Genomic DNA, 13496 nt, shown 5'->3' on the forward strand with positions numbered 1-13496 from the left:
AGGCGACGGTGCCGGCCTTACGGTACACTGCCTAGCATGGCAGATCAGCGCAATATGCAGGATGACCCTCAGCAGCCCGAGCTGCTGAGGGTTTGTCGTATCGGACGGGCCCAGGGCATGAAGGGCGAGGTCACCGTCCAGGTGTTCACCGACGAGCCGGAATGGCGGTTCGAACCGGGGTCCGTATTGTATTCGAAGGACGGCGGAACCGAATACGTGGTGGAATCCTCGCGCACGTTCAAGAAGCGATGGATCATCAAACTCGAGGGATGCGACGACCGCAACGCCTCGGAGGCGTTGAACGGCACCGAACTGTATGGCGAGGCCGACGACCCGGATGACATGCTCGAGGCGGACGAATGGTATCCGAAGGACCTCATCGGGCTTGAGGCACGCATGGACGCGGAGAACGGGCTCGGCGTCGAGGCCGGACGCGTGGTGGGCACGGTGGTCGACGTCATCGACTCCCCCGCCCAGTCGCTGCTCAAGATCAGACTCGCCGATCCGGTGCAGGTCGGCACCGCGAAGGACGGCACGCCCGTGATGGAGAAGACCACCCTGGTGCCGTTCGTCGACGAGCTCGTCCCTGAAATCGACCTCGAAGAGGGCTACCTCACGCTGGATCCGCCGGGCGGTCTGATTCCCGGCCTGTGAGCGTCCTCTCCGTACAGCCATCGACTATCGGATCATAAGCAGCCACCCTATCGCACGGATTCCGCACCGCACGATAGGGTGGTTGCTTATGAAGATCGACATCGTTTCCGTGTTCCCCGAGTATTTCGACGTGCTCAACCTGAGCCTGTTCGGCAAGGCGCAGGAGAAGGGACTCATCGAGGTCAGGGCGCACAACCTGCGTGACTGGACCCATGACGTCCATCATTCGGTGGACGATACGCCGGTGGGCGGCGGCGCCGGCATGGTGATGAAGCCGGCCGTCTGGGCCGAATGCCTCGACGATCTGCTGGGGTTCGCCGGCATGTCCGGAGATTCCATGTCAGCGACGGCATCCACCATTGCCGTCACCGTCGAATCGGGATCCTCAGTCACCGGCAATGGCAAGCTGGTGTCCAATGAGACACCGCAAGGTGCCAGCAACCACAACGGCATCCCCGCCACCTCAAACACCCCGACTACCTCCACCCCGGCATCGTCGGATGTTGCCATCGGCGAATCAGTCCCCTCTATCACCGCCAATGGCACCCCAGTGTCCGATGAGACACCGTACGATGCCGGCAACCGCCATGGTCTCCCCAGCACCTCGACCACTCCGGACGCCTCGGTCACTTCGGATGCTTCGGCCATGCCGACCCAGACATCATCGTCCCCGGACACCTTCGCAGCAGTGTCCGATGAGACACCAGCCTGCCATGCATCCCAAGCACAAACCACGGTCACGCCGGCCTCGGCATCAAACGGTTCTGGCTCCGGCTCCGATATCCAGGCGCCGGTCCTCATCTTCCCGAACCCGTCGGCCCCGTTGTTCACGCAGCGTGACGCCACCGAGCTCTCCCATGCGGAGCATCTCCTGTTCGGTTGCGGCCGCTACGAGGGCTATGACGCACGCATCCCCGAGTACTACCGTTCGCGCGGCGTGGACGTGCGCGAGTATTCGATCGGCGACTACGTGCTCAACGGCGGCGAGGTGGCGACCTCGGTGATGCTGGAGGCGATCACCCGCCTCATCCCCGGGTTCATGGGCAATGCCGACTCCATCGTCGAGGAATCCTATACGGGCGCCAACGCGCTGCTGGAGCACAAGCAGTACACGAAACCGGCGGAATGGCGCGGACTCAAGGTGCCGGACGTACTGCTCTCCGGCGACCACGGCAAGGTGGGCCGGTTCCGCCGCGACGAGGCATTGACGCGTACGAACGACATCAGGCCGGACCTCATCGAACGGCTCGACTGCAAGACGCTGGACAAGGCGGACCGCAAGACGCTCATGGCGTTGGGATGGGAAGTGTCCGCCGCGCATCCGCGTAAACTGCGGTAGATGTGACTTGGCCCCCTCACCAGAGGGGGCCAAGTCACACAGTCCTACAGGCCGAAGACCTTGATTTACAGGCCAAAGACCTTGATTTACAGGCCAAAGACCTTGACGCGCTCGTCGGCCGGCTTCTTCTCGACCGGACCGGCGGGCTGGGCGACGACGCCGAACGGCATCTGGGCCTGGAGCTTCCAGCTCTTCGGCAGACCGAATTCGGCGGCCACGGCCTCATCGATGAGCGGGTTGTAGTGCTGCAGGGAGGCGCCCAGACCCTTCTCGGCGAGGGCGGTCCACACGGCGAGCTGCAGCATGCCGGCGGCGTCGCGGGCGAAGCCCGGGAAGTTGGCGGCGTAGGCCGGGATGTTCTCCTGCAGCTGCTTGGTGACGTCCTCATCGTCGTAGAAGAGCACGGTGCCGTGGCCGGCGGCGAAGGAGTCGATCTTCGCCTCGGTGGACTTGAAGGCTTCCTCGTCGTTCACGACCTTGCGCAGGGTCTCCTTGACGATGTCCCACAGCTTCTGGTTGGCGTCGCCGAAGAGGACGACGGCGCGCTGCGGCTGGGAGTTGAAGGCGCTCGGCACGTCCACGGTGACCTTCTTGACGAGGTCGGCGATCTCCTGATCGCTGATCGGGGAGGCGTCGGTGAGCGCGTACTGGGAGCGGCGGGTTTCCAGGGCGGTGACGAAGGACATGGGATTTCCTTTCCGTATTCGTCCGTCCGCGGGCCGGCACACCGTTCCATGACGTTCCCTTCGGAACCGGCGTCGTCCACACGGACACTGACATATCTCGTTTCGAGATATCAATATACATGCATATATCGATTCGAGAGGTCAAACGGCGTTTTCCAACGGCTCCGACGGCGTGTCGCACCGCGTCGTCCACGGGCCGCATGTATCGCCCGCAGGCCACATCGGCGGAAGACAGGGACGTCAGTCCCGTCCATGTTCGAGATAGAACACCGCGGTCTCGCCATAGTCGCGCCTGTCGGACGTCTCCCAACCTTCCGGCGGCGTGGGATCGTCCGACCGCACGGAACGCTCCAGCACGATGACGGTACCGTCTGCGGCCAGTCCGGATGCGGCCAGGTCGGCGAGCAGCGCGTCGCACGCCGTGGTCTCCATCGCGTACGGCGGATCGATGAAGATGACGTCGAAGGCGCGTGACGACGTCGCAACCGTCCCCTCCGCCGGCGTCTCCGCCGACGACGCGGCCGGCACGTCCCTCGTCGCGACGGCATGCGCCGGCGCCGCGAACCGTTCCGCCGTGCCGCGCACCACCCGCGCGCGCATCCCCTGCTCCCACCCGCGGGAACGCTTCAGCGAGACGAGCGTCTTCGCGATGAGCGCGGCGGCCGGACCGTTCGATTCCACGGCGACAAGCTCACGCGCGCCGCGCGACAGCGCTTCGACGCCCAACGCGCCGGTGCCGGCGAACAGGTCGAGCACGCGCGCGTCGTCGAGCACGCCCCATGCGTCGAGGCGAGAGAAGATCGCCTCCTTCGTGCGGTCGGTGGTGGGGCGGGTCACGCTTTTCGGCGTGGTCAGCGCCATGCCTTTGAATCGTCCGGAAATCACTCGCATGCACACCACTGTACCGGCAGCGGCCGCACGCCGGACCGCACGCCGGACCGTGAGCCGGACCGCACGACAAGCCGCACGCCGGACCACCCGTCAGTTGGAGGTGAGGAACGTCTCGTTGCCGCGAGTGAAGTCGAGCACGGCGCCGGCGAGCTGCGGATGGCCCGCAAGGTCCGGTTCGGCGGCGAGCAGACGTTCGGCGCGCGTGCGCGCGTCGGTGATGAGCTCGGCGTCCTTGACGACGCGCAGCAGCTTGAGGCTGGATTTCGCACCGGATTGGGCGTCGCCGAGCACGTCGCCCGCACCGCGGAATTCGAGGTCGGCCTGCGCGATCTCGGCACCGTCGAGCGAATCGTGGATGACTTCGAGACGGGCCTCGCCCGGCGTGCCGGCTTCGGCGCGCGAGACGAGGAACGCCCAGCTGTTGGTGCCGCCGCGTCCCACGCGTCCGCGCAGCTGGTGCAGCTGGGACAGACCGTATCGGTCCGCGTCGAAGATGACGATGCAGCTGGCCTGCTTGACGTCCACGCCCACCTCGATGACGGTGGTGGCCACGAGGATCGGCGTCTCGCCGGAGGCGAACGACGCCATGACGGCGGTCTTCGTCTCGTCCTTGTCGCGTCCGGTGAGTGTGGCGAAGCGGATGCCGCGGAACTGCGGCAGGGATTCGAGCCGTGCGGCGATCTCCCCCACCGCGTGCAGCGGCGGGCGGGCCACGGTCTCGCCGTTCTCGTCCAACGGCTCGTACGCGTCGTCGATGCCGTCCGTACCGGCCGATTCGCCGCGTCCCGCGCCCTTCGCCCGCGTGCGGGAGGTGGAGGAGCCGTCCTCGTCGTCGCTTTCGTCGGCGTCGATGCGCGCGCACACGATGTACGCCCGCTCCCCCGCGTCGATGCGGTTGCGGATGTGCGTGAACATGCGCGCCATCGTGGGGCCGTCGTTCTCGTTGACCACGATGGTGCGGATGGGTTTGCGTCCGCCGGGCAGCTCAGTGAGCCAGGAGATGTCGAGGTCGCCAAACCAGGTCATGGCGGCGGTGCGCGGGATGGGCGTAGCGGTCATGACGAGCAGGTGCGGCGTGGTGCCGTCCTCCGATTTCGCGTTCAGGGATTCGCGCTGCTCGACGCCGAACCGGTGCTGTTCGTCGATGACGACGAGCGCCAGGTTGGGCGCCTGGAACGTCTTGGAGAACGCGGCGTGCGTGGCCACGATGATGCCGGGCGTGCCGCTCGAGGCCGCGGCGAGCGCCTTGCGTCTGGCGGCGAGGCGCATGCCTCCGGTGAGCAGCGTGACCGGCACGTCGAGGTCTTCGACCATGCGTGCGATGGTGTCATGGTGCTGTTCGGCGAGCACCTGCGTGGGGGCGACGAGCACGGCCTGATATCCTGCGCCGACGGCCTGGAGCATGGCGGCGAGCGCCACGACGGTCTTGCCGGAGCCGACCTCGCCCTGCAGGAGGCGCTGCATGGGCGTGGGTTCGGCCATGTCGGCGGCGATGTCGTCGACCACCTGCCGCTGTCCGTTGGTGAGCGTGAACGGCAGGGAGGCGATGAAGCGGTCGCGCAGACCCGTGCCGGGGTCGTCCGGGCAGGAGTGGGCGGGCGACGTGTGCGCGTTGCGTCGCGCTTGGAGGAGCGCGGTCTGGCAGACGAACGCCTCCTCGTATCTGAGGGTGGCGATGCCGCGTCGGAACGCTTCGGTGGACTGCGGTTCGTGGATGGCGCGGAACGCCTCCGCCCGATGCATGAGGCCGCGTTCGGCCCGCACCTCCTCGGGCAGGATGTCCGGGATGGCTTCGGCGAGCGTGCCGGAGAAGCGTTCCTCGTCGTCGTGGCGCTGCAGGGCGATGTCGTCGGTGCCGGGCGCCGTCATGTCGCGTCCGCCGAGCGCCCACATGAGGCTCAGAATCGTCTCGTGGATGCGTTCGCTGGACAATCTGGCGGACGCATGGTAGACGGGACGCGGCCGGCAGACGCGCGCCATCGCCTCGTCGGCCGAAGGGGCGTCGTACGCGGACTGGCCGGATGCCGGAGCCGGGGCGGGCGTCCCCTGCGCGAACGTCGAGGGCGTGGCGAACGCGCGCCACGGATCGGACGCGCCGGAAGCGGAGGCGGGGAACGCAGGCGCCACGGACGTCGGCGCCACGGTGAGGGTCTGCGGATGCTGGAACTGCAACTGGCCGCTGTATTCGCTCGGTGTGCCGGCGATGACGACGGTGGCGCCGGGCGCAAGCCGGCGGGACAACCAGTCGATGTACCCCTTCTTGCCGGAGAAGAACACGAGCTGCGCCTGCCCCTGCGGCATGCCGCGGGAGGCGGCGGTCGCAGCGTCGTCCACCGTCGCCACCAATCGCATGGAACGACCCTGGAACACGCGGGAGGAACGCACCTGGGCGACGAACGCCATCGGCTCGCCGACGCGCGCCTCGCGCAGGGCGCGGGCGGGCACCGGATCGGCCACGCGGAACGGGAAATACGTCAACGCGTCGCCCACGGTGACGATGCCGAACGATTTGAGCGTGGACGCACGGCGCCTGTTCGTCAGGAGCGACGCTACGGGGGTATCCATCGAAATGCTCATAGCCATCCATTCTTGCCGTGCGCACGGACGCCGGCCCGGGCAAAAACGAAGGCCCCATCGGCGAACCGATGGGGCCTTCGAACGTTTACGCTATCGCGCACTCACGCAACAACCGCGCGCTGAACCTTGCCGGCCTTGAGGCACTTGACGCACACGCGGAGGCGGACATTCTCGCCCTCGACGGTGGTACGCACGGACTGAAGGTTCGGACGGAAGGTGCGCTTGTTGCGGATATGCGAGTGAGACACGGTGTATCCGACCTGCGGACCCTTGCCGCACACTGCACAACGAGCTGCCATGATGGACTTCCTTTACCCTTGACTGTCAAGTCTTTCGCGATTCGGCCGGGCGCACGGGAGCTCCCGCGCATCTAGCCGAACACACAACTTCACGAATATATCCCGAAACGCGGACAACCGCAACACGCGCCACGAACCGCCGCCGCGACGGGGCGGCCAGGCACGTGCGGAATGACGGCATGAGGACTATATGAGAACTATATGAGGACGGCATCCCCGGTTTTCCGGGCGAAATCATCCCCGATGACCATTGCGTACTTTCAGCAAACGTCCATAGACTTGCCGTACAACGGCACTATCTCGTCGTCAAGGAGGATGCCATGATCAGCCATATCGGGGAACGTCTCGCACAGCTCAAGGAACAACGCGAATGGGATGAGGCATCGCAGGGCGGCGACCCCGCGGACCACGCGACCGGCACCGGCGACGACGGATCGGGGCTCGCGCACATCCCCTCCGTCATCTCGCTCGGCCAGGTGTGGGTCGATATCATGATGAACGTGGACGAACTGCCCTCCAGCGGCGGGTTCGCCGTGGCCGAAGCCGCGCACCCCTCCGTCGGCGGCAGCTACCGCGTGCTCGACGCGGCCAGCCGCATGGGCGCGCCCGCCGAGCACGCCGGCATCATCGGCAACGGTGTGTGGGCCTCGATGATCCGCGACGCTTACGAGCATGCCGGCATCGCGCATGTGGGGCCGAGCCGCCTCGACGCCGACTCCGGCTTCCGCCTCGTCTTCCACGACGGTGACGGCCGCAAGACGTTCGTCGCCCACTACGGCGCGGAGGCGGGAGGCGACGAGCACACGTTCGAGGCGCTCGAGCCGGACGCCGGCGACGTCGTCCACATCTCCGGCAACACGCTGCTCGACCACACGGCCGCCGGCATCGACGAGTTCATGGACTTCGCCGGCACCGATCCGAAGGCCCGCGACTACCGGCTCGTCATCAACCCCACCAACACGCTCAAACTCGTCAACGACCATCTGCTCGAGGACCTCGTGCTGGCACGCCCCATCTGGTCCTGCAACCGTCAGGAGGCGGGCACGTTGGCCGAACGGCTCGGCGTGGTCCTCGACGACGACGCGGCGCTCACCGTGGGCGGCGGGTTCGACGAGGCGATGAACGCGCTGTGCGAGGCGCTCGGCTCCACGCTGCGCGCGCCGCTCGTGGTGCGAGCCGGCTCGCGCGGCGCCTGGGTGCGCGAGCCCGGCGGCGGCACGGTGCATGTGGAGGGGTATCCCACCAAGGGCGTGCACACCCGCTCCGCCGGCTCCTGCCATACCGGAGCCATGTGCGCGATGCTCGCGCGCGGGTGGTCGCTGCCGGACGCCGTGAACATCGCGAACGCGGCAGCCTCGCTCGCCATCCAACGCAGCGTGTCCGGCGTGCCCGTCTGCCCCACCGCCGAGGAGGCCATCGCCCTCGCCGGAGTCTCGACGGACGGGCGATCCGATGGGACGGCGGACGGGTCATCGGACAATCGTTCGGAGGCCTGAACCACACGGCATAATTCACCCTGCGTTCATCTGAAACCGGCTTTCGCGGGCTCTCGCCTTCCGTACGATTGCAGATAGTTCCGAACGTCAGGAGTCATCATGTCCGCAAGCACCACCGCGGCCCGGCCCACGCCGCCCACGCCGAACGCGCCGAACGCGTCCGCGAAGCTCACCCCGCGTGAGAAGAAGTGGATCGTCTACGACGTGGGCAACTCCGCGTTCGTGTTGCTGTCCACCGCGGTCGTGCCGATTTATGCGAAGTCGCTGATGCCCGCGGACGGCAACATCGTGTCCGCGTGGGGCTATGCGCAGACGATCGCCTCGCTGGTGATCGCGCTGCTCATGCCGCTGCTCGGCTCGATCGCCGACGTGCAGGGCATGAAGGTCAAGTTCTTCCTCGGTTTCTTCGGCACAGGCGTGGTGACGTGCGCCGCGCTGGCCCTGCCGCTGACGTGGCTGCCGTTCCTCGTCGTGTACGTGCTCGCGACGATCGGGCTGAACGGCTCGCTCACGTTCTACGATTCGATGCTCATCGACACGACGTCGAACGGGCGCATGGACAGGGTGTCGTCGCACGGCTACGGCTGGGGCTACGTCGGTTCGACCGTGCCGTTCATCGCCTGCATCGCGCTGATCTTCGGCGGGCCCGCGCTGCTCGGCTGGTCGACGGCCGCCTGCACACGCGCCACATTCGTCATCACGGCCCTGTGGTGGGCGGCGTTCACGATTCCGCTGCTCACGAGCTACCGTCAGGTCCATTACCGTGCGACCCGCGACCATACGCGCGAGGCGGTGCGCGGCACGTTCACCGAGCTTGCGGGGACACTGCGCAAGCTGGTCAAGAACAAGCCGCTGTGGATGTTCATGATCGCGTTCTTCTTCTACATCGACGCGGTGAACACGGTCATCTCGATGAGCACATCGTACGGCACGCAGCTCGGCATCGATTCGACGCAGCTGGTCGTCGCGCTGCTGGTCACGCAGTTCGTCGCGTTCCCGTGCGCGATTCTCTACGGCCGTCTGGCCGGCCGGTTCGGTTGCAAGCCGATGATCGTCGCAGCCGTGATTGCGTACATGTGCATTGTGTTCTTCGCCGCGTTCTTCCTGCGCTCGGCCGTGGAGTTCTGGATCCTCGCGATTCTGGTCGGCATGTTCCAGGGCGGCATCCAGGCGCTGAGCCGTTCGTACTACGGCAAGATCATCCCCAAGGAGCACGCCAACGAGTACTACGGCCTGTACGACATCTTCGGTAAGACGGCGAGCATTCTGGGCACGTTCCTCGTCGCCACGACCACGTCCCTGACCGGCAACGCCTCGCTCGGCGTCCTGTCGATCGCGATCCTGCTCGTCGTCGCCCTCGTCTTCCTCACCCTCCAGAAGGACCCCACCAAGACGGCGTGAGGTTCGGCCCACGCTCCATTGCATTGCCCGTATCATGGAGCATAAAGGAGGTTGCAATGACGGAACGGGAATCTCGCGCGATCGGCGTGGCCGAAGTCATCCATTCCGCGCATCTGGAAGGCGGTGACGTCACGCCCGGTTTTCTCGCCGACGCCCGTGACTATATCGAGGAGAAAATCGACGTACGGGAACTGCTCGATCGCACCCGCCGCCGCTACGGGTTGAATATCGCATGATCGATTAGGATGCGCAAAACCGCAAGTACACAGGTGTCCACCTACGCCCCTGCATCCGATTACGCGCCGATACGCTAGGAACCGTTTGGGGAAAAATCATCAATCCGACCGGAATGAGGGGATGCCGATGCACGACGACACGAAGGACCGGCCGCGCTACGGCCATATGCTCGGCGGACATCTGACGCTGGACGCGATCGTCTCGTTCCCGATCAGTCTGCTGGCCGCGTGGCTGGGATTGCGGTTCATCGCGCACGCTGCGTTCGACGCCGGCGAGCTGGCCGCATCGCTGGCAATCACCTGGCTGGGCGTCTCGCTGATTGACTCGCGTCTCGACTACGAACTGCGACGGGCGACGAACCGCGCCGCACCGCCGATGCCGTGGCCGATGGTCGCCGTCAAGATGGCGCTGCCCTTCGCCCTGCCGTGGCTCGCGCTTCTCGCGACCGTATGGCATGCGGACATGGCGACCGTCGCGGCAGCGAGCGTCGCCGCCGGAGCGATCCGCCTGGCGGAGATCATCGGCCTCGAACGACCGTGGCGGGGCGAGGATCAGGAGACGGTCGACCGGCGGCGCCGGGAGCTGCAACGCATCACCCGCGAGACGGCTGAGGAGATCCGCGAGGAACGGCAATCCCGCACCGACGCCTACGACCCCTATAACCTGCGCGGCAAACGGTGAATCGCCGTTCCTGCCCCCTCATACTTGGGATTCGTGAGAAAACGGCGAATCGACGCCCATGCAACCAACGGTTGCGCCGTGGTCGCGGCATTGTCCGGTTGCGTTTCACCATGGCAACCGCAAGATGGTGGCGAAAGCGGCGCCACCGTGCCACAGTGGGATCATCGTTCGGACACGACGATCCGACACCACCGACCAGAGGGGATGATGACGATGACTTTCCGCACCAATCTGCAGACTCTGCGTGCAAGGCGCAACATGACGCAGGAGCAGCTGGCCATGCTGCTCGGCGTTTCGCGGCAGGCGATCTCGAAATGGGAATCCGAGAAGGCGTACCCGGAAATGGACAAGCTGCTGGCGATCTGCGACCTGTTCGGCTGTACGCTTGACGATCTGGTGCTTGGCGACGTGGATCGGCCGGCGGCCCCCATGGGAACGACCGAGACCACCCCGACCATCGCCGATGAGTCTCGCACGGTCGTACAACGGGAGGATGCTCCGACCGCCCCTCTGCCGAAGGACATCACCGGATACGACGCCCACCGCCTCCGATTCTCGATGCTGATCGCATCCGGCGTGACGGCGATCATCGCATCGGTCGGCGTCGCCAACCTGTTCGACCCGGAATATTCGATCATCGGCGTCAATCCGCTCAATGACTTCCTGATGTTCGTCTGCATCTGCGTGGGCGTGATCATCGGACTGGTTCTGTTGGTCCCGGGTGCCATGATGCATGCCGCGTTCAGACGGAATCACCCGTATGTCAAGGACTTCTACACCGAGGATAACCGCCGCAGGGAATCCCGGCTTCTGGCATGCGGCGTGGTCGCGGGCGTGGCGGCAATCCTAATCGGCATCGCGGTCGTCGTATACATGGACGAGGTGCGGGAGGTCACCGCGGGATGGCCGAACGCGGTCATGCTGCTGCTGTCCGCGGCCGCGGTGTTCGGATTCGTCTACTGCGGCATGCGGTACACCATGGTGAACATCGACGGCTACAACAAGGAAATCGAGCGGAGCCGGCGTCAACGTTCCGGTGACGCGCCGCAATCCGTGAAACTGTCCGGGGCGTTGAGCGGCATCATCATGCTCGTCGCCACGATCGTCGGTCTGACGCTGCTGTTCCTCGTCCCTGGGTCGCTGTTCTGGATGTCATGGGTGATCGGCGGTCTGCTGTGCGCCGTCACCGGAATCATCGTCGGCCTGTTCAAGGATCATGTCGACAAGTGAACGAACGGAAGCCACGGGCGGGACACTACGCATGGTGATGCTGTTCCTCCCCTCCCTTCATGAGGATCCGACGCAGGCCGGACCTCAAGGCGCCAACGGTACGCATTGCATACGTCATCGCGTTCCGGATTATACCGTCTGATGCCAATGATCTGTGTCCTGCGATACGGGATGCGAATACGGGGATACGGGGATACGGGGATACGGGGATGCTAACGATTAGTGGGTAGGTCGCAAAACAAAGTCACAGTACTGGCAACCTAGTGTCCGATAAGACACAACCCGATAAGACACAACCCGATAAGACACAACCCGATAAGACACAACCCGATAAGACACAACACCGTTCATCTCCCGAAACGCGACGACAACCACTCAGCAGCCATCAATCGCGCCCTTGTTCATCGATGGCATCGATGAACAAGGGTCTTCGCCAGTCTGTGCGGCGAGAAGTCAGGCTTCGGCGTTGTTGCAGAGCCTTCCCATATGCGGGATATGAGAGAGAGTTCGCCTTGAGCGGGTTGGTTTCCATCACATGCCGGGTTCGAGCCCACCAACATACGCCTTCCCCCACCGCCATCAGTGTCTTATCAGACACCGGCCTGTCATTGGCCCCAAGAAGCATCATCACCATTCTCCGTAGCGGTTGGGAACACAAGCTTCTCGCAGCATTCATATCCATGAGCAATACGTAGGCAACGTCTTGCCGTTCCGGCACTACACTGGGAGGGACGGAACCGGGCGGGATACGCCGGCGCGATACGCGCGCACGATACCCTGTGGGGTTCCGTGAGTCGAACGTCAGTCATCAGTCATAAGGAGGCTGCCATGATCGATCATGTCGGATTGTTCGTCAAGGATGCGAACGAGCGCGCGGACTTCTACGAGAAGCTGCTGGCGCCGTTGGGATACGCGAAGAAGCACGAGTTCCCGGGCGCGGTGTGTTTCGAGAACACCGAGGACGGCGACAGCGTGTGGCTGGAGTCCCCGAAGGACGGCAACCCGGTCGTGCCGACGCATCTGGCGTTCCGCGCCGCGGACCAGAATGCAGTCAAGGCGTTCCACGCGGCCGGCCTCGAGGCGGGCGGCACGGACAACGGCCAGCCCGGTCCACGTCCGAACTACGGCCCGACCTACTACGCGGCGTTCATCCACGACCCCGACGGCAACAACATCGAAGCCTGCCTGCAGTAGGCACGGCAGGCATCCCACGGAAGCGGCGTATGGGACGGACGGATGCGCCCGTCCCATACGCCGACGATGCCGCCATCGGCACGTGGGCACCCCTCGCCCGGAAACCGGATGAAAACCGGGCGAAAACCGGGCGAAGAGCACTCACTCCCACACGTCGAGGCGACGGTCCTTGTAGAAGTATTCGCGGTCCTTCTCGCCGATCTCGCGCACGGCCTTGCACGGCACGCCGTACGCGACGGTGTTCGCCGGGATGTCGTGGCTGACCACCGATCCGGCGCCGATCACGCTGTTGTCGCCGATGGTGACGCCGGGCAGGATCGTCACGTTCGCCCCGACCCACACGTTACGTCCGATCGTGACCGGGATGCAGTACACGTAGTGGTGTTCGCGCAGGACCGGCAGCAGCGGATGCCCGGCGGTCGCAATGACGACGTTCGGCCCGAACATGCAGTAGTCGCCGATGGTGATGTCCGCGTCGTCGACGCACGTGAAGTTCACGTTGCAGTAGACGCCCTTGCCCATATGGACGTGCGCGAACCCCCAGTTGGCATGTGCCGGCGTCTCGACGTGACATCCCTCACCGATTTCGGCGAACATCGCCTTGAGCAGCCGCTCCTTGCCGTCCACGTCGGTGGGATGGGTGCGGTTGAACTCCCACAGCTTCTCCTGGCATTCGAGCTGTCCGTCCATGATGTTCGGATCATCGTAGCGGTACGGCAGTTGCGCGGTGCGGCGCTCGGCGTTGGTGAGTTCGGTCATGACACTCCATTTTCCTTTATCGACACAGCGCAATAATCACCATGATGTTTGC

The 13496-nt window shown here is 65.1% G+C and carries 14 protein-coding genes; 8 read left to right on the forward strand and 6 right to left on the reverse strand.

Translation table 11 applies throughout. The features are described from left to right. The first annotated feature begins 36 nt into the window (after positions 1 to 36). Together rimM and KIH78_RS10540 are read left to right on the forward strand one after the other, a co-directional pair. On the forward strand, positions 37 to 654 hold the full coding sequence (gene rimM / locus KIH78_RS02240; protein WP_219131056.1) for a ribosome maturation factor RimM: 618 nt from the start codon (positions 37 to 39) through the stop codon (positions 652 to 654). 88 nt (positions 655 to 742) lie between these two features. After that, positions 743 to 1993, forward strand: coding sequence for a tRNA (guanine(37)-N(1))-methyltransferase (locus tag KIH78_RS10540; protein WP_236034359.1), 1251 nt, complete (start codon positions 743 to 745; stop codon positions 1991 to 1993). Between the two features lie 86 nt (positions 1994 to 2079). Here KIH78_RS10540 and KIH78_RS02255 read toward each other — a convergent pair whose 3' ends face one another. From KIH78_RS02255 to rpmB, 4 genes are all read right to left on the reverse strand, one after another. Beyond that, positions 2080 to 2679: a nitroreductase family protein gene (locus KIH78_RS02255; protein ID WP_219131057.1), complete on the reverse strand. Its 600-nt coding sequence runs from the start codon at positions 2677 to 2679 to the stop codon at positions 2080 to 2082. Between the two features lie 240 nt (positions 2680 to 2919). Then, entirely contained in the window at positions 2920 to 3570 is a 651-nt protein-coding gene (locus KIH78_RS02260; RefSeq protein WP_219131058.1) for an RsmD family RNA methyltransferase, read from the reverse strand. Between the two features lie 90 nt (positions 3571 to 3660). Next, the gene (locus KIH78_RS02265) at positions 3661 to 6147 is read right to left on the reverse strand and encodes an ATP-dependent DNA helicase RecG (RefSeq protein WP_236034360.1); all 2487 of its coding nucleotides are present in this window, start codon (positions 6145 to 6147) and stop codon (positions 3661 to 3663) included. Positions 6148 to 6248: 101 nt separating this feature from the next. After that, the gene (gene rpmB / locus KIH78_RS02270; protein WP_214311887.1) at positions 6249 to 6446 is read right to left on the reverse strand and encodes a 50S ribosomal protein L28; all 198 of its coding nucleotides are present in this window, start codon (positions 6444 to 6446) and stop codon (positions 6249 to 6251) included. 320 nt (positions 6447 to 6766) lie between these two features. On the opposite strand from rpmB, the gene KIH78_RS02275 reads away from it, so the two are divergent. From KIH78_RS02275 to KIH78_RS02295, 5 genes are all read left to right on the forward strand, one after another. After that, positions 6767 to 7942, forward strand: coding sequence for a PfkB family carbohydrate kinase (locus tag KIH78_RS02275; RefSeq protein WP_219131059.1), 1176 nt, complete (start codon positions 6767 to 6769; stop codon positions 7940 to 7942). A 99-nt stretch (positions 7943 to 8041) separates the two neighbouring features. Continuing rightward, entirely contained in the window at positions 8042 to 9343 is a 1302-nt protein-coding gene (locus tag KIH78_RS02280; protein WP_219131060.1) for an MFS transporter, read from the forward strand. 56 nt (positions 9344 to 9399) lie between these two features. Further along, positions 9400 to 9579 (forward strand): antitoxin VbhA family protein, encoded by a 180-nt coding sequence (locus KIH78_RS02285; protein ID WP_219131061.1) that lies wholly within the window; start codon positions 9400 to 9402, stop codon positions 9577 to 9579. A gap of 127 nt (positions 9580 to 9706) precedes the next feature. Next, entirely contained in the window at positions 9707 to 10261 is a 555-nt protein-coding gene (locus tag KIH78_RS02290) for a hypothetical protein (RefSeq protein WP_219131062.1), read from the forward strand. A 213-nt stretch (positions 10262 to 10474) separates the two neighbouring features. Continuing rightward, a complete protein-coding gene (locus KIH78_RS02295; RefSeq protein WP_219131136.1) occupies positions 10475 to 11491 on the forward strand; it encodes a helix-turn-helix transcriptional regulator in 1017 nt (338 codons plus the stop codon). Positions 11492 to 11735: 244 nt separating this feature from the next. Here the strand turns inward: KIH78_RS02295 and KIH78_RS10855 are convergent, their stop codons facing one another. Beyond that, positions 11736 to 11873 (reverse strand): pentapeptide repeat-containing protein, encoded by a 138-nt coding sequence (locus KIH78_RS10855; protein ID WP_219131138.1) that lies wholly within the window; start codon positions 11871 to 11873, stop codon positions 11736 to 11738. 446 nt (positions 11874 to 12319) lie between these two features. Between KIH78_RS10855 and KIH78_RS02305 the strand changes: the two genes are divergently transcribed. Further along, positions 12320 to 12685 (forward strand): VOC family protein, encoded by a 366-nt coding sequence (locus KIH78_RS02305; protein ID WP_219131063.1) that lies wholly within the window; start codon positions 12320 to 12322, stop codon positions 12683 to 12685. 141 nt (positions 12686 to 12826) lie between these two features. Here the strand turns inward: KIH78_RS02305 and KIH78_RS02310 are convergent, their stop codons facing one another. Beyond that, a complete protein-coding gene (locus tag KIH78_RS02310; RefSeq protein WP_214311861.1) occupies positions 12827 to 13444 on the reverse strand; it encodes a sugar O-acetyltransferase in 618 nt (205 codons plus the stop codon). Positions 13445 to 13496: the final 52 nt, after the last annotated feature.

Origin of the sequence: Bifidobacterium saguinibicoloris (assembly GCF_019331725.1) — a bacterium.
GTDB classification, from domain to species: domain Bacteria; phylum Actinomycetota; class Actinomycetes; order Actinomycetales; family Bifidobacteriaceae; genus Bifidobacterium; species Bifidobacterium saguinibicoloris.

What these genes read in the sequence shown, in the direction of transcription:
- KIH78_RS02280 (WP_219131060.1), top strand. Translation starts at nt 8,042, where the DNA reads ATGTCCGCAAGCACCACCGCGGCCCGGCCCACGCCGCCCACGCCGAAC.
- KIH78_RS02290 (WP_219131062.1), top strand. Translation starts at nt 9,707, where the DNA reads ATGCACGACGACACGAAGGACCGGCCGCGCTACGGCCATATGCTCGGC.
- rimM (WP_219131056.1), top strand. Translation starts at nt 37, where the DNA reads ATGGCAGATCAGCGCAATATGCAGGATGACCCTCAGCAGCCCGAGCTG.
- KIH78_RS02285 (WP_219131061.1), top strand. Translation starts at nt 9,400, where the DNA reads ATGACGGAACGGGAATCTCGCGCGATCGGCGTGGCCGAAGTCATCCAT.
- KIH78_RS02305 (WP_219131063.1), top strand. Translation starts at nt 12,320, where the DNA reads ATGATCGATCATGTCGGATTGTTCGTCAAGGATGCGAACGAGCGCGCG.
- rpmB (WP_214311887.1), bottom strand. Translation starts at nt 6,446, where the DNA reads ATGGCAGCTCGTTGTGCAGTGTGCGGCAAGGGTCCGCAGGTCGGATAC.
- KIH78_RS02265 (WP_236034360.1), bottom strand. Translation starts at nt 6,147, where the DNA reads ATGAGCATTTCGATGGATACCCCCGTAGCGTCGCTCCTGACGAACAGG.
- KIH78_RS10540 (WP_236034359.1), top strand. Translation starts at nt 743, where the DNA reads ATGAAGATCGACATCGTTTCCGTGTTCCCCGAGTATTTCGACGTGCTC.
- KIH78_RS02295 (WP_219131136.1), top strand. Translation starts at nt 10,475, where the DNA reads ATGACTTTCCGCACCAATCTGCAGACTCTGCGTGCAAGGCGCAACATG.
- KIH78_RS02255 (WP_219131057.1), bottom strand. Translation starts at nt 2,679, where the DNA reads ATGTCCTTCGTCACCGCCCTGGAAACCCGCCGCTCCCAGTACGCGCTC.
- KIH78_RS02275 (WP_219131059.1), top strand. Translation starts at nt 6,767, where the DNA reads ATGATCAGCCATATCGGGGAACGTCTCGCACAGCTCAAGGAACAACGC.
- KIH78_RS02260 (WP_219131058.1), bottom strand. Translation starts at nt 3,570, where the DNA reads ATGCGAGTGATTTCCGGACGATTCAAAGGCATGGCGCTGACCACGCCG.
- KIH78_RS02310 (WP_214311861.1), bottom strand. Translation starts at nt 13,444, where the DNA reads ATGACCGAACTCACCAACGCCGAGCGCCGCACCGCGCAACTGCCGTAC.